At 35.5% G+C, this 25,051-nt stretch carries 17 protein-coding genes; 3 read left to right on the top strand and 14 right to left on the bottom strand.

The window, feature by feature from the left end; translation table 11 throughout:
* The first annotated feature begins 13 nt into the window (after positions 1-13).
* Together rimK and IC221_RS01050 are read left to right on the top strand one after the other, a co-directional pair.
* The gene (gene rimK / locus IC221_RS01055) at positions 14-886 is read left to right on the top strand and encodes a 30S ribosomal protein S6--L-glutamate ligase (protein WP_188167195.1); all 873 of its coding nucleotides are present in this window, start codon (positions 14-16) and stop codon (positions 884-886) included.
* Complete coding sequence (locus IC221_RS01050) at positions 879-1,829, top strand: succinylglutamate desuccinylase/aspartoacylase family protein (RefSeq protein ID WP_188167194.1); 951 nt, start codon at positions 879-881, stop codon at positions 1,827-1,829. Before rimK ends, IC221_RS01050 begins: the two co-directional genes overlap by 8 nt.
* A gap of 300 nt (positions 1,830-2,129) precedes the next feature.
* Here IC221_RS01050 and IC221_RS01045 read toward each other — a convergent pair whose 3' ends face one another.
* Complete coding sequence (locus IC221_RS01045) at positions 2,130-2,807, bottom strand: DUF2490 domain-containing protein (protein ID WP_188167193.1); 678 nt, start codon at positions 2,805-2,807, stop codon at positions 2,130-2,132.
* Between the two features lie 473 nt (positions 2,808-3,280).
* Between IC221_RS01045 and IC221_RS01040 the strand changes: the two genes are divergently transcribed.
* Positions 3,281-4,867 carry a hypothetical protein gene (locus IC221_RS01040; RefSeq protein WP_188167192.1) on the top strand — a complete coding sequence of 529 codons (1,587 nt, stop codon included), beginning with the start codon at positions 3,281-3,283 and terminating at the stop codon, positions 4,865-4,867.
* A 224-nt stretch (positions 4,868-5,091) separates the two neighbouring features.
* Here the strand turns inward: IC221_RS01040 and IC221_RS01035 are convergent, their stop codons facing one another.
* The 13 genes from IC221_RS01035 to IC221_RS00975 form a co-directional block, all read right to left on the bottom strand.
* Entirely contained in the window at positions 5,092-6,282 is a 1,191-nt protein-coding gene (locus tag IC221_RS01035) for a potassium/proton antiporter (protein ID WP_188167191.1), read from the bottom strand.
* 12 nt (positions 6,283-6,294) lie between these two features.
* On the bottom strand, positions 6,295-6,855 hold the full coding sequence (locus IC221_RS01030; RefSeq protein ID WP_188167190.1) for a DUF3124 domain-containing protein: 561 nt from the start codon (positions 6,853-6,855) through the stop codon (positions 6,295-6,297).
* Between the two features lie 303 nt (positions 6,856-7,158).
* Positions 7,159-7,812 carry a response regulator transcription factor gene (locus tag IC221_RS01025; protein ID WP_188167189.1) on the bottom strand — a complete coding sequence of 218 codons (654 nt, stop codon included), beginning with the start codon at positions 7,810-7,812 and terminating at the stop codon, positions 7,159-7,161.
* A gap of 1 nt (position 7,813) precedes the next feature.
* Positions 7,814-9,937: a PAS domain-containing protein gene (locus IC221_RS01020; RefSeq protein ID WP_188167188.1), complete on the bottom strand. Its 2,124-nt coding sequence runs from the start codon at positions 9,935-9,937 to the stop codon at positions 7,814-7,816.
* A gap of 61 nt (positions 9,938-9,998) precedes the next feature.
* Positions 9,999-10,280 (bottom strand): hypothetical protein, encoded by a 282-nt coding sequence (locus IC221_RS01015; RefSeq protein ID WP_188167187.1) that lies wholly within the window; start codon positions 10,278-10,280, stop codon positions 9,999-10,001.
* A 554-nt stretch (positions 10,281-10,834) separates the two neighbouring features.
* Positions 10,835-12,682: a hypothetical protein gene (locus IC221_RS01010; protein WP_188167186.1), complete on the bottom strand. Its 1,848-nt coding sequence runs from the start codon at positions 12,680-12,682 to the stop codon at positions 10,835-10,837.
* A gap of 226 nt (positions 12,683-12,908) precedes the next feature.
* A complete protein-coding gene (locus tag IC221_RS01005) occupies positions 12,909-14,516 on the bottom strand; it encodes a cation:proton antiporter family protein (RefSeq protein ID WP_188167185.1) in 1,608 nt (535 codons plus the stop codon).
* A gap of 496 nt (positions 14,517-15,012) precedes the next feature.
* Positions 15,013-15,924 (bottom strand): myo-inosose-2 dehydratase, encoded by a 912-nt coding sequence (gene iolE / locus IC221_RS01000; protein WP_188167184.1) that lies wholly within the window; start codon positions 15,922-15,924, stop codon positions 15,013-15,015.
* A gap of 8 nt (positions 15,925-15,932) precedes the next feature.
* Positions 15,933-18,632: a glucosidase gene (locus tag IC221_RS00995; RefSeq protein ID WP_188167183.1), complete on the bottom strand. Its 2,700-nt coding sequence runs from the start codon at positions 18,630-18,632 to the stop codon at positions 15,933-15,935.
* Positions 18,629-20,650 carry an amylo-alpha-1,6-glucosidase gene (locus IC221_RS00990; RefSeq protein ID WP_188167182.1) on the bottom strand — a complete coding sequence of 674 codons (2,022 nt, stop codon included), beginning with the start codon at positions 20,648-20,650 and terminating at the stop codon, positions 18,629-18,631. The genes IC221_RS00995 and IC221_RS00990 overlap by 4 nt, the downstream gene beginning before the upstream one ends.
* A gap of 2 nt (positions 20,651-20,652) precedes the next feature.
* The gene (locus tag IC221_RS00985; protein ID WP_188167181.1) at positions 20,653-21,918 is read right to left on the bottom strand and encodes a VCBS repeat-containing protein; all 1,266 of its coding nucleotides are present in this window, start codon (positions 21,916-21,918) and stop codon (positions 20,653-20,655) included.
* Positions 21,911-23,032: a ferritin-like protein gene (locus tag IC221_RS00980; protein WP_188167180.1), complete on the bottom strand. Its 1,122-nt coding sequence runs from the start codon at positions 23,030-23,032 to the stop codon at positions 21,911-21,913. The genes IC221_RS00985 and IC221_RS00980 overlap by 8 nt, the downstream gene beginning before the upstream one ends.
* The gene (locus tag IC221_RS00975) at positions 23,022-24,926 is read right to left on the bottom strand and encodes a GMC family oxidoreductase (protein WP_188167179.1); all 1,905 of its coding nucleotides are present in this window, start codon (positions 24,924-24,926) and stop codon (positions 23,022-23,024) included. The genes IC221_RS00980 and IC221_RS00975 overlap by 11 nt, the downstream gene beginning before the upstream one ends.
* Positions 24,927-25,051 lie beyond the last annotated feature (125 nt).

The raw sequence follows: 25,051 nt of genomic DNA, 5'->3' as shown, positions 1-25,051 counted from the left end.
AAACAACAATCAAATGAAAATTGCTATCCTTTCAAGAAACCCAAAATTATATTCTACTCAACGCTTAGTTGAAGCGGCGGAACAATTAGGACACAAAGCGATCGTTGTAGATCACTTAAAGTGTACAATTGAATTGGAAAAGAAAAGCCCCAGAATATTTTACAATGGGAAATACTTGGATGATATAGATGCTATAATTCCTCGAATCGGTTCGTCTGTAACATTTTACGGTACAGCTGTAGTTCGTCAGTTTGAGATGATGCAAGTGTTTTCAGCAGTAGATTCTCAAGCGCTTGCAAACTCTAGAGATAAATTAAGAAGCCTTCAAATTCTTGCAAAAGCAGGTGTGGGTCTTCCAAAAACAGTATTCACTAACTATACTAAAGATGTGGATCATGTCATTGAATCTGTTGGTGGTGCTCCACTGATCTTAAAGCTTTTAGAAGGGACACAAGGACTTGGTGTTGTATTGGCAGAAACAAAAAATGCGGCTAGCTCGGTGATTGAAGCATTTAATGGTTTGAAAGCTAGAGTGATTGCTCAACAATTTATCAAAGAATCTGGAGGAGCCGATATACGTGCTTTTGTAATAGACGGACGTGTAGTGGGGGCGATGAAACGTCAGGGAAAAGAGGGTGAATTCCGCTCAAACCTACACAGAGGAGGAAGTGCTCAATTGATAGAACTTTCAAATGAAGAAGAACTTACTGCTTTAAAAGCGACTAAAGCAATGGGGCTAGGTGTGGCAGGCGTAGATATGCTACAATCTAAAAATGGTCCGTTAGTGTTAGAAGTCAATTCTTCTCCAGGTTTAGAGGGAATTGAAAACGCAACTAACGTTGACATCGCGAAGGAGATTATTAAATATCTTGAAAGAAATGTCTAGTGATAAATTTGTGCTGTTAGGCACAGAAATTAAAAAAGGAAAAGGTGCTATCCTTGAGTTGGATGTTGCTAAACTTCACACTCGAAATAGCCTAAAAGTACCTGTAATCGTAGAAAGAGGTAAGAAAGATGGGCCAGTACTTCTCCTTCTCGGAGGAGTACATGGTGACGAATCAAATGGTGTTGCCATTGTTAGGGACATCATCAGAAAGAAATACCATAAACCAAAAAGAGGAACAGTCATTTGTATTCCCGTGTTTAACGTTTTTGGTTATCTCAACTTAAAGAGAGCTTTTCCTGATGGTCGTGATCTGAACCGTGTGTTTCCTGGTTCGTCAAGAGGGTCATTGGCAGGTCAATTTGCTCATAAGTTTACAAAAGAGATTGCTCCATATGTAGACTATGTGGTGGATTTTCATACGGGTGGTGCTGATAGAAGCAACTTCCCAAACATACGTTGCAATTTTGATGAAGAGCAAGAATACGGTATGGCAAAGGCATTTGGAGCTCCTTATATGATGCATTCCAAATACATTTCTCATTCTATTCGTGAAACGATTCACAAAATGGGGAAACCGATTATCCTTTTTGAAGGTGGAAAATCACTTCACCTCGATAAAAGTGTTATCAACTGCGGTGTAAATGGTGCTTTGAATGTCATGAAACATTTGAATATGCATGATGGTGAAGTCGAAAACAGTCATGAGTCTATTTTGATTAAAAAAAGTAAGTGGCTCCGTGCTCCTTACTCTGGTCTATTTGAGTCAATGGTAGAAAATGGTCAGCATGTCACAAAGAAAACATTAATAGGAAGAGTTTCTGACCCTTATGGTGAGTTTGAGAAGAAAATATACGCTCCTTTTGATTGCTATATTTTTGGTCTCAATACAGCTCCCAATGTTTATAAGGGCGACGCTCTATTTCATGTGAGTGTTGATCGTTAGACAGTTCAGTTAGTATTAATCATATTTTTTTAATCCTTGGATTATTTTAGTTCAAGGGTTTTTGGTTTTAGTACTAGAATATGAGAAAAGCCAGTGTTACATACTCACCATGTTTCAAGTGTTAAGTGCTAGCGACACTTGGAACTGATCTTGGGCGAAGTCTCCTGACTTCGAAATAGATGAAAATGTGGTATTTCGAAGTCAGGAGACTTCGCCAATATGTCATCACAAGTGGCGCCTATCGGCTTAACACTTGCGATATAAAAGTAGAAAAACTGCAAATCGCAAATTTTCAAACTATCATTTATTCCTCCCAAATAACGGCCCTATCTTCAATGGATTAATCACATGACTGACTTTGATACGAATTAAATGGGTGGGTATAATGGAAGTATGTTCATTTCGTTTTCTTATTCTTTCATTAATATACTCCAACGTCACGAACGTATTTTTATAAGCTCTTCTGGTCACCCCCACATAAGTACGGTAACTCCCAATGTACAAATGCGAATCATTCAACGGAATAAAAGGTTCTACTCCTAAAGTCAAAAATCCATAAGGGGATGAATATTTTACAGAGGCATTATAACGCAATCTGACCTTTGCTTTATCACTTCCTTCAAAAAGCTGTTGTTCAAAACGAGTTCTTTGCGTCAGCGTAAAAGCATTGACTTTTGTATTCAATACAAAATCTTGATACCAACGAGTTTCTCTACGAACTTGCGTTCCTCCCACAAACATCACGCCCCCTCTTACATACATCTTATCATTGATATCATATCTTAATCCACTTCTCAACTGTCCACGATTTCCTTCTGATATATATTCTCTATATCCTATATCTGAATCAATACTAAACTTATAGGAAAGTTTGTATCGATTAAAATAATGGAGCCATATAATATCTTGTGCTGAGGACTTCAAAGACATCATCAATAAAAACTGAAATACAATAACAATAAATACGTTTTTTATCATAATGAGAGCCGTTTTGTCCCTGAAAAATTGCTCAATGAAGTGACATGAAAAGTTTTACTTTTATTACCTCAAAATTTACAACTTCTGATTAATTTTCACGTTTGTTCATTGTATACAAAAATTACCAAAACAAATGAATTATATTAGTTATACACTGTATGTTACGGTTAATTCTGATATAAACCGGTGAACATTTGAAATAGGAAAAATTAAGGTGATTCATTTCTAGTCTTGACTAAAAAAGAACAGCTTAAATTTCCGTTCTTTAAGTACTAAGCCGAAAATAAATGATAATTAATTCGTAATTATTTTTTGTGAGTACAACGCGAAAAAACGCATCAATAGTGGTTCTATTTAAAGTTTTTGGAAGGCAGTAATCAGAAAAAATAATATGAATTAGTGTTATTTATTTTTGTCTTAGTACTTAATTAATTGAATAGCTAATTAATAATAAACACGAAAATCTAGCACGAATGATCAATACTCAAGTACCTGAACAGCTTAAGAAAATTATTAACAGTGCCGAGTTTATCAATAAACCCAAGATGAAAAAACTCTTGGAGTATATTGTCTCTGAATATTTAGAAGACAGAGGAGATCAGCTGAAAGGTTATAATATTGGTATTGATGTATTTGATCAAGGAGATAATTTTGATCCCGACCAGAATGCTTTAGTCAGAATCAATGTCGGACGTTTAAGACGATTGCTAAAGCTTTATTATTTAGAAGATGGAAAAAATGACCCCATCATCATTGAAATTCCGAAAGGAAATTATTCTCCACTGATTAGTGCTTCTGAACAAATTTCTAATGAGGAAAAGAAGGTTGATAATCCATCTGTAAGTTCTACAGATACACCTAGAGAAGTAAAAGCGTGTGTTACGGTACTCCCGTTTAAAAACCTCTCCAATAATAAAGATCTAGAATATTTCTGCTTTGGGTTTTCTCAAGATTTATCCATTCAGTTATCAAAATATGATGATATTAAAATCATAGGTTCTACGCTTACTTTTGATAGTATAACCTATGACAATAAATTCATTGAAAAATTAAAAGCTCAAAATATTCGATTTGTGATACAAGGAGATATGAAGGTGATGGGACCTCAGGCAAAGTTATCCATTCATATGACAGACCTTAGTGATAATTCACATACTTGGGGAGAAAGTTATAAGTTTAATCTTCAAGAAGATGACCTTTTCGATATTCAAGAAAAAATTACTGCTCAGATTGCTATACATGTAGGATCGGAAACAGGACATATCAATGAGAAAAGATATAAGGAGTTACTAGCGAGTAAACCTACTACTTTTCAAGAAGATCAAGTGCTATTGATGTGGTATTTCTATCTCTCTAGCTTTACTGAAGATTCCCATCATCAATTCTTAGAAACATTAAAATCTGCATTAAAAGAAGATCCCGATTCAGCCATTATTAATGCTTTATTAGGCAACCTTCATGGAGCTATTTACATTAATGCATTGGGAACGGAGGAAGATAAAAAAGAGTGTGAAAGGCTAATTGAAAAAGCTTACACTTTAAATCCAAAAAGTCAATTGGTACAAATAATAATGGCTTATAAGACTTTCATTTTTGACGAAAAAGAGCGCTTCTTTCATATTGTCAACAATAGTTTAAAAACAGCCACTAACACTCCATTACGCTTAGGTATTTTTGCGAATTATTTATGCTTATATGGAGAATGGGACAAAGGAATGGAATTGTTAGATAGAATATTCTTGAACAACATAGATTTTCCAGCCTGGCTTAATGGAGTAAAATGTTTATTTCATTACAGAAATGCTGATTATGAAAAGGCACTCGTCGAAGCTAATAATTTGCACGTTCCTTTACTTATTTGGGGACCTATTCTTAGAACTGTATGTTATGCTCAACTTGGAAAAATAGATGAAGCAAAACAACATTTAGATAAAGCATTAGAATTAAGACCTGATATGACTCACAATAGTTATAAATTGATTAGTCGATTTGTTAAAGAAGAGTCACTTGTCAATCAAATCATGGAAGGCTTAGAAAAAGCGGGTTTTGTACCTCAATAACCCTACTTTTCGGAGAATTACACCGTATATGCCTGTATAAAAATAAACACCAAGCAGAACTTGGTGTTTATTTCAACATTCTCAAACATCAACTAAACTACTACGAATTCTTTTTTTATATTTTGATATAGATGAATATTTGAAGTACTACATTACTGAATGCAGAGCGTTTAAATAAGATGTGTTTTGAGAAAGTTTATATTATTGATGTTTTCTCTGTTCGATTAATCTTCTTCCAACAAATTCACCTTCTTCGCCAAATACTCCATACTGAACGGGTGGATAATCAATGAAACTAAGACGATGAAACTTGTGATATAAAATATCATTCCTGCATTATTCACTTCAGCTAGGATTGGGATTAATGCAAATACAATTGGTGTTGCACCTTTCAACCCACTCCATGAAATAAATATTCTTTTACTTAATGGTTCCTTTAGTGGTAAATAAGAGATAAATACTCCCAAAGGTCTTGCTATAAAGAATAAGAAGATGGCTGGTAATATTGCTATTGGTAACACTTCCCATAGATGGATCGGGAAGATTTGTAAACCTAAAATCAGGAACATAATCGATTGTGCTAACCAAGAAAAACTATTAAAGAAATGTAATGTATTTTCTTTGTTTTGATAGTCGATTGTATTTAGAAGCACCCCAAAAATATAAGCTCCTATCAAAGCATTTCCTCCCATATACTCATTGATCTTTAAAAACACAATCAATGAACTGAAGAGTAGAATTGGCACCAATCCTTCTTCTTGGAAATGGAACTTCTTGAATAAGAATTTGATCACATGAAATAATGCAAAAGACAAACCTCCACCAATAAATATCTGTTGCACAAAAAACTGAATGTGCTCTAAATAATTGATAGGGGCATCCGGTGTATTCAAAATTCCTACAAAGATTAAGGTAAGAATCATGGCCATTGGATCATTGGTTGCCGATTCAAATTCTAACACTTTGTCAGATGCATATTTTAATTTCATCCTCTTAGCTTCCAGCACTCCAAAAACGGCAGCGGCATCAGTAGAAGATACGATTGCTCCTAATAGAAAACCTTCTAATAATGATAAGGGTGTAACCAATGAGGCAAATGCTCCCAATGCCATTGAGGTGACAAGCACCCCTATATTGGACACGAGAATTCCTTCTTTAATTACCTTTTTTATATCCAGTACTTTGGTATGAAGTCCCCCTACGAAAATGATGAGTACCAAAGCGGTTTGGCTGATAAATTCAGACATTTCGGGATTATCGTATACTTCAAATGAAGATTCTCCATTTCCTAAGAATAAACCCACACCGATAAATATAAAGGCGGCAGGAATACCCAAATCCTTGGTAGGATTATAGAGTAGAATACCGATAATAATTAAGACGGCAATCAATAATGTCATCTCGCTTCCTAACATCTGTTTTTTAGTTTAATGTGATTGAATTACTTGAGAGTTTGAGGTAAATGTAAAACCATTATTTCCATGATGACCAATAGTGATTGATTCAATAATGGGCATATCTTTTAATTTATTTTCAGCACTATAATCTACAATAAAGTTTGCACCTGAACCTCCTTTATCATCTTTAAATTCGATGATAAATTCTTTTGTTTCTAATGGTCTTACTTTATTTTTCTTCTCGATTAAAGATTTCAATTTTGTACCATAAGTATCATAATAATCGACTTCGCTAAGATATAAATCTTCAGTCAAACTTGTGTTTCTGACACTCAAAATAACTGTACAATAGATATAAGTTGATTCTGATTTGTAATATAAATTGGAATAAGCTGGAATATATCTCTTTTCATTAAATGATAATTCGGGAATATATTCATCCTCCAACACTATTTTATTTAAGTTTTTCTCTACTTCTTCATTTCCTAAATTATATATTTTATTACAAGAAACCACGCAGATACCAAGTATTAAAAAACACCATAAAACATAGATCATACGATTAAATTTTTCTTTTGATTTATTTCTCATCTTTCTAATGATTTTTATTGGTATTTAAATACTTTATTTCTTTACCGCTAAATAGATAAAAAAACCTACTAACCAGACTGCTCCTATCATTAAAATAAACTTTGCCATATCAATATCATTTTATTTTTAATTAATATTTTTGATACCACAAAGATCTTATTTACACCTTGTTATATAGTAGCTATTACCACAATTCGAAAAATTTTGGTGATACACATATGACCTACGTGAAACACCTATTCATTGTACAGTATTTTTGTATTTCAATAGTATTTACTTTGTTATTCCACAAGAGATACTTGCTTATAAATCATCAAATAGATTACGTTCAATCGCATATAAGACCAGTCCTGCTACATTTTTACAGCCTGTTTTTTCGATCAAATTTCTTTTATGTGCTTCAACTGTTCTTACCGTTATAAAAAGTTCTTCAGCTATTTCAGCATTGGTCTTTTCTTTACAAATCAAATGAAGTACTTCCAATTCTCTTTCCGTAAGTGCAATATCTTTTACTGTTCGTTTTTTGGGTTTGAGTTTGGAACCTAAACCTTGCATGATGATTTGTGTGACATCATTGGCATAATACGTTTCGCCCTTATTGACAATTTGAATGGCTTTGATCAATTCTTCTTGGGTGCAATCTTTTAGAATATAACCCTTTGCTCCGGCACTCAACATTCTTTTAATGTTCTGAGGTTCATTCATCATTGTTAAGGCGAGTACATTGATGTCAGGATATTGTTCTGTGATATTTTGAGCTAATGTGATACCGTTCATTTCGGGCATCATAATATCGGTTACTACTACATCAACCTCAACTTTAGCAAGTTGCTCCAATGCTTCGTTACCATTTTTTGCTTCTGCCACAACCATAATATTATCATCCTCCAAAAAGGATTTTAAACCAAATCTGATCATACTGTGATCATCGACTAGCATTATTCTAATATCACTCATTTTATTCTAAGGGTAATTCTATTAATATCTGTGTTCCTCTCTGCAATTGACTATTGATTTCAAAATAGGCTCCAATAGATTCTGCACGAGTTCTCATGCTGTTGATGCCGAAAGTTTTTATTTTTTCTTCTACCACAAAACCCTCTCCATCATCATCAATCGTCAACAATAATACATCTGAATGCTTGAGTAATTGAATATTACATTTTGAGGCATTTGCATATTTGATCACATTGTTAAGTGCTTCTTGTGTAATGCGATACAAAGTCATTTCAACGGCTAATTTCAACCTATTTTCATGAATATTTTGATCAAAATTAAATTCCGTATTTGATGAGGGTTGAAGTGCGGTAAGCAATGATTCTATAGCGGCAACGATACCATTATCATTGACTATTTTAGGCATAAGATTATGCGCCAATGTACGACTTTCTTCTATGGCTTTCTTCAAATATTGATACCCCATCTGAAAACGCTCATTAATTTTGGTTTCTTCAAAATCAACTGTCGATCTCACTTTCTCAAAACTCATCAAAGAAGTCGACATTGTTTGTTGTAATCCATCATGAATTTCTCTTGCTATTCTACTTCTCTCTTTGTCTTCTGTTTCCAAAATCGCATCGACAATTTTCTCCTCTTGCTTCATGCGTTCTGTGATATCCGACATCGTCCCTACGATTCGAAGGGGAACATTTTTATCTGAAAAAGCGACAGCCTTACCTTTGGTGTGAATCCACTTGTACTGACCATTTTTGGTTTTCAACCTGTAAATACTATCGTGAAGCCCACTGGTTTTTATTTCATTGATTCGGTTAATCAAAACCTTATTCTGATCACCATCGACGATCAAATCTTTCCAGAAAACTTCTTGATCCAAGTCAGCACTATCTGAAGTAAAACCTAAAATGCTGTAACACCTTTCACTGAAATTAATCACATCAGAATCCTGATAGATTTCCCATATTCCTTCATTCGAAACGTCCAAGGCAAATTGAAGTTGCTGTTCTTTTTCAATCAACGCCAACTCCGTTTTTTCCTTGGCTTCAATTTCCTGTTTGAGGTTTTCATTGGATTCTCGAAGGTTTTCAAGGTATGATTTTCTTTCATTGAAATTGCTAATCAACGAAGCGATTGTTTCGACTAATTCCTGCTCTTCTTTTAGAAATGGACCTGATTTTAGATCAAGAGAAAGGTCATTATAAAACACTTCGATTTGACCTACCGCATTTTTTCCATCATAGATTGAGGCTTCTTGTTTCCATTTGGATTCCGCAAAATGAATGGAGGTATACGTATTTTCCTTAAAAGTAATTCTACAGCACGTTTTTTCGGTATCATGCCACCCATAAGGAATAATGGAAACAGCCACCTCCAGTATATGATCAATATCCTTTGGCGTGTTTTCTGTCAATTGAGAAATCTTATATAAACATGCTTGCTCTTTATTTCTTGATTGCAACTGATTAGAGAGTTGTTCTTTCTGAATCAGCCTTTTGACAATCATATAATAAGTCACTAGAGAAAGAATAATGGAAACAGCCACCGCAATAAAAATGGTCACTAAAAGCCTTTCTCCACTTTCTCTATTTTTCTCTACTGTTGATTGTGTTCTAGATTCGATTAAGCTTTCAAACTTTACGATGGGCTCCATCACTTCTTTTTTGGTGTAGAGGTACTCATTATCATAAAGAACTTGAAGCGCTTTATCCATATCAGGTTCACCTTGAATGGTATACTGATGTGTGCTATCTAAGAAAATTCCCTTTGCCGCATTAAAAGCCTGAGTCTCTTTTTTGATCAGTTGATTCGATTTTTCAAGGGCTTCTTTCAATAGAGCAAATTCCTGTTTTGAAAAGCCCATTTGATACATACTATCCAAAATAGACTGACTCCATCCTCTTTCCTCTGGTATCAATTTCCCTTCTCTTAGTGCGACTAAATCCCAATATTTTTCTTCCCAAATACTATCTTTTGTGATAATAAAATTCTTACAATATTCTGTCAGAAAATCATCGCTCTGCCTCAAAGCATCCCCCAAACGGTAAGAATTATAGCGGTTCACCTGACTATCAAAAAGCTTTTCTTGATTGATAAATAAGAAAACAAGAGAAAAAAGTATACCCAAAATGAGTATTATATTTAACAAAAAGAGCCAAAAAAAAGGGCGTTTTTTATCTTCTAAAAGTTTATTCATTGCAACACATTTTCTCATCGATATTTTTCAATAATGCTTTCGCATAAGGGCACTTAGCATGCAATATCAATTGATTTTGAATAGAGAAGCTTTTCACTTCTGATAAAAAAGTGAAACCAAAATTTTCTATCTGATGTAATTCTGAAGGAATGTAAGTATGAAATAGAATAAGATGAGCTCCCTCTCTGATGTAATCAATATAAGCAACATACTTTTGATAGGTGAACTCTAATCTCTTTTTCTCATAATTATTTTCTAAAAAGGTATTTGTCATTCGTTTAAAAGTTAGACTCAATGCACTGCAAAGTTAGCCCACTCTCTACAGAATGTTATTTGTATTTTCACCAAAATGAACGCCTTACGTTTTTCACGTATTAATAACAGAATAAAAGGGTTATGAATTAAGAATGAAGAGTTAAGAACGATGTTACGCGGTGTGGTTTGTATTGTGGTTCTTATGGATGTTTAATTAAAAATAGAAATACGAACCACCTCTTATCTCTTCCTTCTTACCTCATCCCTCAACTCTCTTACCTTATTTAGAAAAGGTGTTATCGGAAAAAAATATATTAACTCAATTCATGAAATTCTTAACCCTTTTCCCTTCAATGCCAGGGATTCCACTACCAAATGAATAATTCCACTGGTGAAAATGTTTAGCGTAAGCGGCATTCGTATCCTATTGATCAACAGAAATCTCCTGATTTCTAAAAGCCACAAACATTCGGAAACTTAGTTTACGGTGTACTCAGTAATGAAATCAAAGAAGTACATAAAAACAAAAAGCCACCTGGTGAGGGTGGCTTCTCGTTTTTATGTATTTATTATTTACTTCTTTCTTTCATGCTCATGTTTTTGCATCAAACTATAAGACGCATTTATGAATTGCTCTTCATTTTGTACGCTAGCCAATTGTTTTGCCTCATACTCTACTACATTTTTATTATTAGATTCTCCAACTATTGGGTTTCCATTGTTATCAAATTGAGCATAAACACGGTATGAGTTAATTTCAAAAACTCCTATTAGGTCATTTTTAGAGGAAGAACTTGCTAAAGAAAAACCAGTTATTTCATTTGTAAAAAAGTCTGAAAATTTTCCGTTCTGGATTTCAGAAATTCCATCTAAAACTAGATTTTTGGGTAGGGTCAATTTGTGATTTCTTTCAGTACTCACACCGATGCCAAAGTAGAATTCTGTTTTACCTTCCACAGGTCTCTCTAATGAGTATACAATAGTGTTATAAACATTTTCTTTATTGATATCATGTGCATAAGGGTTTAAGATAATTTCATCATCAGAAACACTATAATCGAATGAATCAGTTTTATAAGGCTCTTTAAATGATTCATCTAGACTTTTTATTTCAGAAATAAATCCAGAATAGTTCACTCTAGTACTATTTATTATTGGACCTTGAATTTCTTTTAGACTAACATAAGTAAGTTTTGAGTTATCCACATTGATGTAATCAAATATTCGGTACTCTTTTAGGTCACCTGATTCTACACCTGTAAAGTAAAGTTCAGCTCCTACAATCTTTATCCCTTGATATTCATAAGCCAATCGAAGATTTTCACATGATAAATTTACTTTGGTTGACTCTTTTAAATCTGATTCTTCAATAAAGACAGTATCCCCGTCATTTATCATATCTAATGAAACAATTATTCCTTTTTCACCACTTGTAATTGGAACGGGATAGCTACGAACACTATTCAAACCAGCTTCAGATATCGCTGTAATATCTAATTCAGACCTTGTGGATGAGATATAATCATACGAGTCATCAGCCGACAAATCAAATGCAGTTGAATAGCCGAAATGTCTTTCAAACGACTTAGATATAGCAACAACTACAGTTTTCTCACCTGATTTCAACCTTGCACCTGATCTTCTAAAAATATTCAATTCAATACCTTCACCTTGAGATGGAAATTCTTCAATACCTATATTACGGTAATCTCGAATATAATCCCATAAAGGTTCTGACCCCTCAAAACCTGCAAAACTTTCGATCATTCTACTCTCGAATTTGATCAGTTTAAATTCTTGTCCTTTGACAGATTTTGGTAATTCTATTGTTTCATTTATTCCTGAACCATCTTCTGTGAAAAATTCTGATACCGGGTTTAAATTTTCATCTACCACTATATAGGAAATCAAATAGTCATATGTCTCTGTTCTTGCTACCCAGTCCCCATTTATATTCTCATACTTATTGTCTAAAGAGTTTGAATAACCTGATTCCACAAAAATTGATGGTAGAAAATTATCGATGTCAACCATTAATTCTTTTGAAATTTCATTTCCTTCTAATGTTTCATCACTTGAAAATTTTACAGTAGCTGAAATATTATACATCCCATCAGCAAGTTGTTTAGAATCAAAAATTACTTGGTGTTTACCATTTTCATTGGCATAAGTTGACTCTAACAATTTACTATCTAAAGTAAAATAGATATCGTCGATATTGATAATATCTGAAGAATAATCTCCAAGGTCTACCTCCAAAGTATCAACCCCTCTGAAATAATCAATTTCTTGAATAGATAGAGTTGGTAACTCAATATCTAGCTCTTCTTCAATTTTTTGTTCTACGTCTTCCTCTGCGCATGAATAAAAAAGAGTACACAATAAAGTCAGTACTAATAATAGTTTGCTGTTGTATAGCATAATAAAAGTTTTCTTTGCTATATAAATGTAATAGGGTAATTACAAATCGCTAACAACCGCCTTAATAATGGACAAAAAAGGTTACTCATCAGATAAAATAGGTTAATAAAATAATCCTATTGATGTGCCTTCAAGTACCATGACATAAGTTTTAGAACTTTTGTCATGGTACTTGAATATTTGGTCAAAAAAAAAGTATTTTTCCTCATTCTCAACTTCCATCCCTTTAATGCGTTGCTTTGTACGCAATAGAAATGGTATTGTCAGAAAATTGTTCGATAACGTGTTGTGCAAAACCTTTACCTGCTTCTCTGTACACATTATAAACGGCATCCATTCCTTCTGCTTTCAATTGATCGATCTGATCTGAATATTCCACAATCGCAGCAGTTTTCCCTTTAAAGTTTAAGTGTTTGAGTTGACGAAAAGCTAAATCGTTAGAATGATGATGTGGCATCGCAAAGAGAATCATATCAAACTGATTGATGTCTTTTATCCTGTGCCAAAAATCCCAATCTATTGCATCACCAAGAATCGCATTTCGACCTTCTTCCAATTGAGATTCAACTGCACCTTCTTTTACATCAACACCCAATACAGTACCTTGGTAAACCTTATTGATTTCATCATAAATACCCGTACCAATACGGCCCATTCCTAGAATTAAAATCTTGGACTCTCCAGTTTTCAGCATTTGGTCCATTTTATTCAAACGGCTATTTTCTTTCTTGATTTTTGCCAAAAACTGATATACTTCATTACTCCAATTGTTAATAGGTGAAGCAATGATAAATGAGAGAGAAACGGCCACCGCAATACTTACTAATAATTCACCTGAAATCCACCCAAACTTGTACCCTAGTCCACCTACAATCAATCCAAATTCACTGTAATTCATTAAAGTCAAAGCACTGAATACAGACGTTCTTACTCTAAAATTGAAGAGATCGAAAATTCTAAAATATAACCAACCTTTAAGAGGTAATAGTAACACCAAAACTAATGCGAATATTATAGCAGAAGTACTTAACGAAGTGGAAAGTCCTATATCCAAGAAAAAACAAACCAATAGTAACTCTTTAATGTTGAATAAAGACTTTGATAATTCAGAAGCTTTAGGATGCCCAGATAGTAGTACACCTATAATTAAGGCCCCTAAATCCGGCTTTAAACCTGCTTCTGCAAAAAGTCCTGAACCCATCACAAAACACATGAAAACACCAAAAATGACTAGCATTTCACCGTGCTCAACAATATCCATCACCTTATAAAAAAGCGGTCTTAACAGAGGTAATCCAAACAATAAGAAAGCCCAAACTTCGGGCACTTTTCCTGTACTGATCGTCATAAAAACTACAGCAAATATATCCTGCATTACCAATACACCAATAGACAAAGCACCATAAATAGCATTCATCACCCCTTTTTCTTGAAGGGTTTTAATGGCGAAAACAGTACTTGAAAATGATAATGCAAAAGCTACTAAAAGAAGCTCAATGTACCCCAAAGATGTCAATAGTGATATTCCCATCACCTGTAATCCCCACAAGGCTAGAAAAAAGTAAAGAGTAGTCCCAAGGTTATGAACCAGGGCACTCAACCAAATATGCTTTCCAATCAGCATTTTGATATCTAATTTTAAACCAATGGTAAAAAGTAAAAGAGTAACCCCTGTATCTGCGAGCCACTGGATAATTTCATTGCTTTCTACGCCAAACGTATGCAACAAGAATCCAGCAATCAAAAACCCAACGAGAGGAGGAAATTTGGATTTAAAGGCAATAAAACCTGTTATAAAAGTCGTAAGTATGATTAGTATAATCTCTTCGGTCATATAATATCTCTAGTTTTGACAGTTGGTTACTGTATGTTGTTAATCAATCTCATTTCTATTGCGGAAATAAAATAAGCATATAAAATGATTTATGGGAACGTTGAGCCGTTAAAATTGCTTATGTTCTTCAATAACAAGTATCAAATCAATAGTATGATTGCTATTTTATTAGTGCTAAGTACCAAGACAAAATTATTTAATACTAATTCTATTTATTGTTTTGCGATTACTTCCTTCAAAAAACTTTCAATAGAACCACTATTCATACGTTTTTTAGCGTTGTACTCACAAAAAATAAATTAGAATTAACTATGATATATTTTTGGCTTAGTACTTAAATCTTATGTTAAGATTGATTTTGTTTTCTAAGTCTTTACTTTTTTGCTTTGTTTTTGTACAAAGAAAAAAACTCCCCACAAGAAAAATTCTCGTAGGGAGTCCAATATGCTCATACAATAAGTCATTACCGTAATGACAATGAACACACAATTACATTTTATATTCCCGTTACTTTTTTGATGTATTCTCTACCCATTTTAGCATATTTCAAAGGATAAGCGTTTGCAGGATTCTGTTCTGCTTCAACCACTAACCAACCTTCGAAATTATTTTCCGCTAATGTTTCAAAAATAGGCTCAAAGTCAATGCAACCTTCTTCATCACCTGGAACAGTGAAAATACCTGCTTCAATAGATTCTTTGAATGACATCTCCTGCTCATCAGACTGATTCATGATCGGTTGACGAATATTTTTTAGGTGAACGTGTTTGATACGATGTGCATAGTCCATCGCCATTTCTAATGGATCTCCACCTGCAAAACGAATGTGTCCTGTATCAAATAATAAATGAACAAATGCTGGGTTTGTCATTTCCATCAAACGGTCTACTTCAGGTCTTGTCATCACACCTGTTCCCATATGATGGTGATAACATAAATTCATACCATTGTCAGTAGCAATTTTACCAATGTGGTTCAATCCGTCTGCCAATGCTTGCCATTGTTCATCATTAAATACGGCTTTATTGGCTTTCAATGCAATAGGTTGTTGGTGCGAGGAACCCCCAAGTTCAGCCACTACGATATCCGTTCCCCCCATCGACTTGATAAACTCTAATGACTTATTAAAGTCCTCTACCGTTTTATCATACATATCTTTGATGGTAAAATAGGTACTCGTCCAAGGTTCAGAAACACGAAGTCCTCTAATATCTAAAGCATATTTTAATACTTCAGGATCTTTAGGGTATTTATGCCCCACACTACAACCTTCATAGCCGGCTAAAGCCATTTCAGATACACATTGTTCAAATGGAATTCCAATATCGATGTCTAAAAAATCATCGTTCCACCATGATGTAGGAGTAATTCCTATATATACTTTTTCTTTATTAAATGGAGTTTTCATTGTTTTCGTTATTTAAGAGTTTGAAGTAATTCAGCGACAAGACCTGTCCAGCCTGTTTGATGTGACGCCCCGATACCTGCACCGATATCACCGTGGAAATATTCATAGAACAAAATATTGTTGTTCCATCTTTCATCTTTTTGGAAGGTCTGATTTCCTCCAAATACGGGACGGTTACCATTTTGATCTTTTTCAAAAATGCCAATCAAACGCTTCGATAGATCTTTGGCGATATCTCCGAGATGCATCATATTTCCAGACTTCGAAGGATATTCCACTTGGAAATCTTCCCCTAAGAATTCATTGTATTTTATGAGTGTTTCAATCAATAAATAGTTGATTGGGAACCATACAGGGCCTCTCCAGTTGGAGTTACCTCCAAAGGCATGATTCAATGATTCTGCTGGTGCATATTGTTCTTGAAGGGTCACATTATTACGTTGTAGATCCAATGTATAAGGTTGATCTTCATAAACTTTCGAAATACCTCGAATACCATGTGGACTTAAGAATTCCATCTCATCAAATACTCTCAATAGTATTTTCACCAGTCTTTCTGGATCGACAAACGAGAGTAGCATCTTGTTTGTATCTTTATCAGAAGTCGTCTTGACATGCTCTAAAAGTTCGGGGTGCTTGTCTATGAACCAATCCAATCTTTCTTGTAAAGATTTGGCACTATGTTCTTCTAGTTTTGTGAAATCAACGGTAGCGACAGGGAATAAAGCAATCACACCCACCAAAGATCTCAACTTCACTGAATGATACTTAGTCGGTTGTTCATAAACCGTTAGGAAGTCATAATAGAACTCATCATCGTCATCCCAAAGATTGATTTTACATTCCGTTCTATCCATGTTCATTGCATCTGCTACAAACACAAAATGTTGGAAGAACTTACTTACCAAGTGAGCATATTCTGAATGATTTTCAATACTTAAAACATTGGCTATATCCATCATTTTAAGACAGAACATCCCGACCCAACTTGTACCGTCGGATTGATTCATGTTCACTCCCACACCTAATCGTTGTTCTAGGTTGGAAAGGTCACTTCTATTGATGATAGAGATATTATCCAAACCTAAGAATCCACCTTCAAACAGGTTATTATTGTCCTTATCTACTTGATTCACCCACCAAGTAAAGTTCATTAAACAATGTCTGAAAATATCAGCTAAGAATTGTGTATCAGCTTTATCTCCGTTTAGTTCTTTATCTATTTCATGAATTTTCAAAGCAGCCCAAGCGTGGAGAGGAGGGTTGATATCACTAAAGGACCACTCATAAGCAGGTATTGCACCTTTTGGTGACATATACCACTCATGCGATAAGAAGAGTAATTGCTTTTTCGCAAATTCAATATCCACTCTTGAAAATACCACCGTTTGGAAACATAAATCCCAAGCAGCAAACCAAGGGTATTCCCATTTATCCGGCATCGTTAAGATGTTATCCGCATAGAAGTGACTCCATTCCTTATTTCTGTTTCTGCTTTCCGGAGGTGTAGGTCCAACAGGATCTCCTTTTAACCAATCAGAAACTACATACAAGTAATATTGCTTACTCCACAACATACCTGCATAGGCCTGACGTTGGATCATCTTCTGCTCATCTGATAAGGTAGTTGGAGAAATGTTTTCATAAAAAGTATCTGCTTCCGCAATTCTATCTGTAAATACTTTTTCGAAAGCATCACCAAAAGGAGCTTGATTATCAAGATCTTTTGTAAACCTTAAGTTTATTTCTTGCGTTGCTCCACTTTCTAACTCAAAATAATAATAAGCACTTGATTTAGAACCTTTCAACTCTGGGTTTACTGAGGCTGTACCATGAATTAAATGATCATTGATACCGTCTTTGGGATACTTTGTTTTATTTTCAGAATTGAACAGTTTTTTATTATTTGTTTCATTATCGACAAAGAAAAGCTCCTCCGGATTTTCACAGTACAAAGCCATCTCATCTGAACTTCCATCCGTATCAGAACTCGCTTTTAGTATCCCAATATTACCTTTTGTAACACCTTCAATCACAGGTGCTTTTACATCAAAAAACCAAGACCAAGTATTTCTAAACCATAAAGTTGGTAAAAGATGAATCGGTGCTTTATCCGGACCATGATTCGTCACTTTAATCTTGACCAATACGTCTGTAGGTGAAGATTTCGCATACTCCACTTGCACATCAAAATAACGGTCTTCTTCAAAAATACCCGTATCAATCAGCTCATACTCCATGGAGTGAGGAAACTGCTTACGTCTTGCATTTTCATCAATCAAATCTTGATATGGAAATGCCTTTTGAGGGTATTTATACAACCACTTCATGTAACTATGAGTAGGTGTATTATCTTGATAAAAATAATATTCTTTTACATCCTCACCATGATTTCCTTCGCTATTGGTTAAACCAAACAGTCTTTCTTTTAGAATAGGATCATTGCCATTCCAAAGGCTTAAGGCAAAACATAGTTTTTGTTTTGGATCAGAAATCCCTGCCAATCCATCTTCCCCCCAACGATAGGCTCTTGACCTTGCTTGATCGTGTGGAAAGTAATCCCAAGCATTACCATCAGAACTGTAATCTTCTCTTACAGTTCCCCATTGACGTTCGGATAAATAGGGTCCCCACTCCAGCCACTCTTCATGATCTTGTTGAGTAGAATATGCTTTTGCTAGTCTTTCTTGTTCTTTATTTAATGTCATACTGATACTAAATTTTGTTTAGATTGAGACGTAGTAGTTAAGGTTTCAATAGCATGAAACGCTTCAATAATTTGTGCAACACTCCAAGCCTGTGCAATACAGCCCTTTGGTGTGAATGGAGCATCACCATCAAAAATTTCACTTATTGTTCCCAAGCCAGATGTATTCAAATGATCTGAAACCGGCATAAGGAAATCGTATGCTCGGTCCTTATCTTGATATACTTTTAGATGTGCTCTCACAAATGGTCCTAGTAACCAACCCCAAACAGTGCCTTGATGATAGGCACTGTCTCTGTGGAATTGATCTCCTCCATAGAAACCGATGAACTCCTTTTCAAAAGGAGCTAAAGAACGTAAACCAAAAGAAGTAAGTAAATGCTCAGCAGAGATATCAACGACTTTCTTTTGTTGCTCTTTGTTCAATGGAGAATCTGGTAAAGAAATAGTAAATAGCTGGTTGGGTCTAAGTAAATCTTCATGTCCGTTTGGACCGTCTAATACATCAAAAAGGTATTGTTTTTCTTCGTTCCAAAAACGTTGAAACCCTTGTTTGATGCTATTAGCTAATGTATCGTAATTGGATTCTTGATCATTCAAAAGTGCTGCAAAGCGGTTCATTACGCAGATGGCATTGTACCAAAGTGCATTGACCTCTACTGGCTTTCCTATTCTTGGAGTTACTACGTGATTTCCCACTTTTGCATCCATCCAAGTCAATTGGACTCCTTCTTGACCACCACTTAATAAGTGATCTTGAGGGTCCATTTTGATATTGTACCTTGTACCCTGAATATGCCAATGTACAACATCTTGTAATTTTGGGTAGAGTTCTTTGATGAGCGCTAAGTCTGAAGTCTTTTCGTAGTAGTTATGAATAGCTTGGAAATACCATAAAGTGGCATCTATTGTATTGTACTCAGGTGTATCACTTACATCAGGAAAACGGTTCGGCAACATTCCTTCATTAAGATATAATGCAAATGTCTTCAGAATTTTTGATGCATCATCAAACCTCCCTGTTTCCAACGTTAAGCCTGTAAGACTTATCATTGTATCTCTGCCCCAGTCTTCAAACCAATGATAACCTGCAATGACACTTCTGCCATTTTGATCATCTTGGCTCACTCTATTAACCACAAATTGATCTGAAGCTAAAACTAGTTGTTTCATCCAGTCAGAAACCTGGTTCTTTTTCAACTTTTGTGTTTTCAACCACTTCTTCACCACTGCCTCATCCCTTTTTATTCTTTCAGAAAGCTCATTGCCATCAGCTGTTGCATTTTCTTCAGTAGAAGCTACAAAAGTGATGCGTTGACCTTTTGAAAGTTGAAGCTGAAAGGTAGCTGGATGTACATGTGAATCCGTATCATTCAGCCCTCTTTTCAGTTCTTCTTCCAGATGGAAATTCTGATACAATTCATTAAAAATTGTACAAGAACTGTTTTCTAACTTTAAGTAAAGCGGTAAATCAGAAGAATTATTGGAAGTGATTTTCACACCTGATGGAATAGCTGAGACATTAACAGGCCATTCCACTTGTCCTGTATTATGAAAAATTCTATTGTCTACAATCGCACTGATTTGGAGTTCAACCACTTCATCCGCTTCAAGTACTTCATAAGACACATACGTTGTATTTTCTCCATATTTCATCCATACTTTCTTTTCTATCAAAGCATCCGCACAAGCATATTGCCAAGTTGGGATAGAATTATCTAGAGCGAAAGTCTGAATGTTTTTATAGCCCTCTGGAGCAACGGCACCGTTTTGCCATCTGTTGGAAGTTAATGCAAAGGCTGTACCTCTATAAGTAATTGTTTCTTCCAACTTGGCAAGCATTAATCGACGGTCAATTGGTGGTTTTAAAGAAGACACCAAAAGCCCGTGATATCCACGAGTGAGTGAACCGGCTACTGTTCCTGAACAGTAGCCGCCAATACCATTTGTCACTAGAAACTCTCTTTCTTCAACAGTTTCTAAACTTCCGGTAATGTCACGTCCGAAGTGAACCGCCATGACTATGCGAAATCGTTAATGAAAACGTTCACTTGAGCATTGTCACATAGGAAAAATCCTGGTGTGTAATAACTCGTTGTTGCAAAGTCTAAACGACCATCTCCGTTAAAATCACCGATTACAATTAATGATGCTGATGCAGTAGAAACTCTCCATCTTTCGATCAATCCTTGCTCCAAGTCAATCACTTTATAGTAATAAACACCTTGGTTTGGCATAGGACCTCTTAGTGCTACTAAAAATTCGTCATCACCATCACCGTCAAAATCTGCACAAATAACGTGGTGTGTTGCCCCTTGTCCGTGAGCATCAAAATCACCATAAGTATCAATGACTTTACGTGTCCAAGGTCCATCAGCAATACCACCTTTATTTCTTCGAGTATAAAGTGCCAATTTATTACCATGGAATGGGTCTAATGATACCATATAGCCATAGGGGTCATCACCTAGTTTTCCATAAGCAATATTGGAGCAACCCGTAAATCCGATGTCTGCATATTCACGATCACCTTCTGATAATGGTGCAGAATCCCACTTTCCAGTTTCAATATTGTAGTAGAACCAAGTCAACCCTTCCTCACTACAAATCAACATAGAATCGTGTTTCTCGCCAGAATAACCTCCATATTTTCCTAAAAGAACGTCATGTACTAATCGGAAATCAGTATCATTGATTACTCTTCCTTGCCAGTCTCCCGCGTTTGTTGGATCTTTAGGACGATCAAAAAGTGTCATCGCAATCGGCTGATGAATTCCTTCGCCATAAGGCTTACATCCTACTACAGGGATACCCAAAAGTTCTAAATTTTCAGACTGAGTAAAATAACCCAACTTTACTCTATGGGTTGCCAATAGATCACTTACAAAGTGACGTTGCCAAGGTGTATTTTCCTCATACTTTCCAGGATTTTCCAACCATGAAATCTTACCATCTTCAGGACGGCACCAGAAAGCACACGTTCCAAAATTGTGAGAGATCACCAAATCCTTACGACCGTTGCCAGCAATATCAGCAACATCTATGGCTACAGGCTCCGGAAATTTAGCAATTAAATGCTTTTTCCAGGTAGGGTTTTCATACCAAACTACCTCACCTTCAGCAAGGCCTGAAGTGACAATATCTAGTTTACCATTGCCATTTATATCAATTGCAGAAATCCAATATCCATCTTTTTGATTTTCTGCTAACGTAATTTTCTTAAACTTCGGAATCTTTACTGTTCCATCATTTAAGTATGCGTGTATATCTAATGCTTCCTTATCCATGTTGAGGTGTGACTACGTTTAGTTCTTCATCTGATAATAATTCTACTTTGTCTACCTCAAAAGTTGGGGTAGCATTCATGCCTTCCTGACCTGGAATTGGATTCTTGATGATTTCATAAGCCATTTGCTTAATAATAAACATCCCACCAATTGCAGGAATCAATGTTTCAGGCTTTCCATTGAATGCCGTATTGATCTTGTCCATGAAGTTTTTGTAGTATTGATTGAACTTCAAGTTCGCTGCATACAGTTCAGAATCTTTCGGATACTCATCCATCTTTGCATTGGTCTTGATAGGATAAACTGCTTCCCAATCAATACTTAATGCTTCACCTGTCGGCTCATCCGCTTGATCACCTTTATGGTAGTACTTTCCTAATTTTAACTGTTGGAATCTATAGTAGTGTGCTAATTCACCTTCGTAGTCATAAATACCACCTTCAAAACCTTCACCTTGTTCTGAAATCAAACGAATGGCCTGTTTTGCACTCTCTAAATCATAAACTGGAACAATATCACCACCTCCTGAGTAGTAATATTCTGGAGTCACTTGTCTGCTCTTATCGCCAACAAATACATTTTCCTCTCCTAATTCATCACAAAGCATTTCCAAACCTTCTTCAATCGCTTTGTAGAAATCGCCAATACTGTAATAGCTTACATCTTGGTCATTTTCATCCTTCAAACAAGGCAATAAGTATCTTTTTTGTGATGGGTTAACGGCCTTCAATCGGACACCCGTATTTTCTTCTTCAGGTTTAGCAGGACGCTCAATTTCCAAAAACATATCTACCGTTGAGTGAGAAAAAGGTGCGATACTTACCTCAAAATCAGTTTCTCCATTTGGTAAATAAGTAGGGAATTCAGGTAAGAAACCTTCTTTCATCATGTCAGGTGTACCACCCACAGCATTCAGGATATTTGCAGCTAATGTAAGGTGCAACATTTCCTCAATTACAATAACACGAATTAGGTTGTAAGCTTCTAAGTTTGTATCAGGATGAATAGAATACATCGTAGTGATGTATGTAGGAATAGTGGCATGTTCTAATTGCATACCTGCGTAAAGATAATCCTTTACGTCGTCAAGAGTTTTTATTGGCTTAAGAGACATAATCTAGTTCCTTTTTTTGTTGGTTATTTTTTTCGTTGTTTAATTCATTCGTAATGGCATCTGCTGTTTTATAACATAGAGCAGCCAATGTGAGTGTGGTATTCGAAGTTCCTATGGTTGGCATACTTCCTGATCCTACCAAGAAGAGGTTTTTATAATCCCACGACTTCTGATTAGTATCCACAACTGAAGTTTTAGGGTCATCTCCCATAATGTGTGTACCTGAGAAGTGATTTCCACCTCTTACCACAATACCTTCTCCATTATGAATGATATAGCCCCAATCTGTTGGGTTGTATTCAGTGTAGTCTTCCGCTCCTAGTTGTTGGAATAACTTCTTCGCCAGTTTTCTTCCATACTGAAGTCCGTTTAGGGTATACTCCGGAATTTTGAAAGAGACAACAGGCTTAAGATTACCAAACTTATCTTTGTACTGAGGATCTACAGAAACAGCATTGTTTGGATCAGCAGTCATTTCCACCATAAAAGTGAAAAGTACTTGACGGCAAACTTTATCAACCAACTCTTTACGAAGTTCTTTTCCGTATTTATTCTTGTTGTCGACCAAATCAGCCAAATCACTGTAAGGAGCTCCAGTTGCGAAGTTCCAGCCATTGTTAATGATGTCCATGTGGAATGCCGCCTGCTCATTTCTGAACTGACCACTTCTGAAGTTTTCAATACCTGAAGTACCTTGAGTACCTCTAAAAGCACCTACATTTTCTGGCATTAAAGCCCAGTTGAATAAGTAAATATGATTCGTCAAATTCTTACCAATCAACTCACTTTCTCCTTTAAGACCAGATGCCAACATCAAACGAGCATTTTCAATGGCATTACCTGCCAGAATGAATTTTCGTGCTTTCAAAGTAGCTACTTCGTAATTATCAGCACCTACTTCATCATAATATTTCACTTCCAATGAAGTAACCTCACCCGTATTAGGGTCAACAATTACTTTAGAGGCAATCGTCTTATTCAAGAAATCTACCTGATCTGTATGCAATGCTTTTGCTAGTGTTTTTCTAGCATCATATTTTGCTTGTACAGGGCAAATCGGTGTACAGTTTGTGTTCCCTTGGCAACGCTCACCAATTTCAGCTTGATGATCACTTACTGCTCCATCAGGAACAAAACCTTTTCCGTTATTATATTTTGGATTTGGGATTCCATTACGGCCTTGTGGAATGTTACGTACTTTCAATTCATGCTTTTCTCCAGCCAAGTTAATTACCGTACCGTCTACAGTATCAGCAATCACTTTGTCCAAATAAGTTGGAGGCATCGCTTCCATAGGAAAAACATACCCTTCATCGAAAGTCATCCCATCATAGGTTTGATCTTCGACATTAGCAGCAACACCCATTTCCTTTTCCGCTCTGCGATAATAAGGTTTTAAGTCATCGTACTTCATCGGCCAATCGATACCTTTATCAAACGTTGATTTCATTTCGAAATCCTCAGGTAACATTCTTGGTGTATTGGACTGAAAATGCATGGTTGTTCCTCCAACGACTTTTGCATAAGTTCCATCAAAAACATCCGGCCCTTTTTGTACAATGTAACCGCTATCATCAATCTCTCCTTTCTTCAAAGGCTTGATATCTTGAGGGCGTGGCATAGGTGCACTTGAATTGACAGGGTAAGGTGCATTAGGGTCTTTATCAAGATTAGTATAGAACCTTTTAACGTATTCCTCATAGCCTGTAATGGTTAGATCTTGACCTGGACCAGCTTCAACAACAAGTACTTTAAACCCTTTTTGACTTAATTCATTGGCCATGATGGCACCAGAAATACCGGCACCAACAATCACAACATCATACATTATTTCTGATGCAGTTTTATGGTCTGTCACTATATCTTCCAATAAGTGACTTTTTCTATTTTCCATGATTATAGTATTTAGTTAGGGTACATTTTGGGTATTCGTTTAAAATAGAGCTAACATATTATCAACTAAATTTTCGTCAACTATACATCGATTGTTCTACATGTTATCTATAGTCTACTTTCAAA

This window comes from Flammeovirga sp. EKP202, from assembly GCF_014534745.1.
Lineage (GTDB): Bacteria > Bacteroidota > Bacteroidia > Cytophagales > Flammeovirgaceae > Flammeovirga.
Note: the sequence above shows the minus strand (reverse complement) of the source record. Positions and strands in the feature narration are given on the sequence as shown.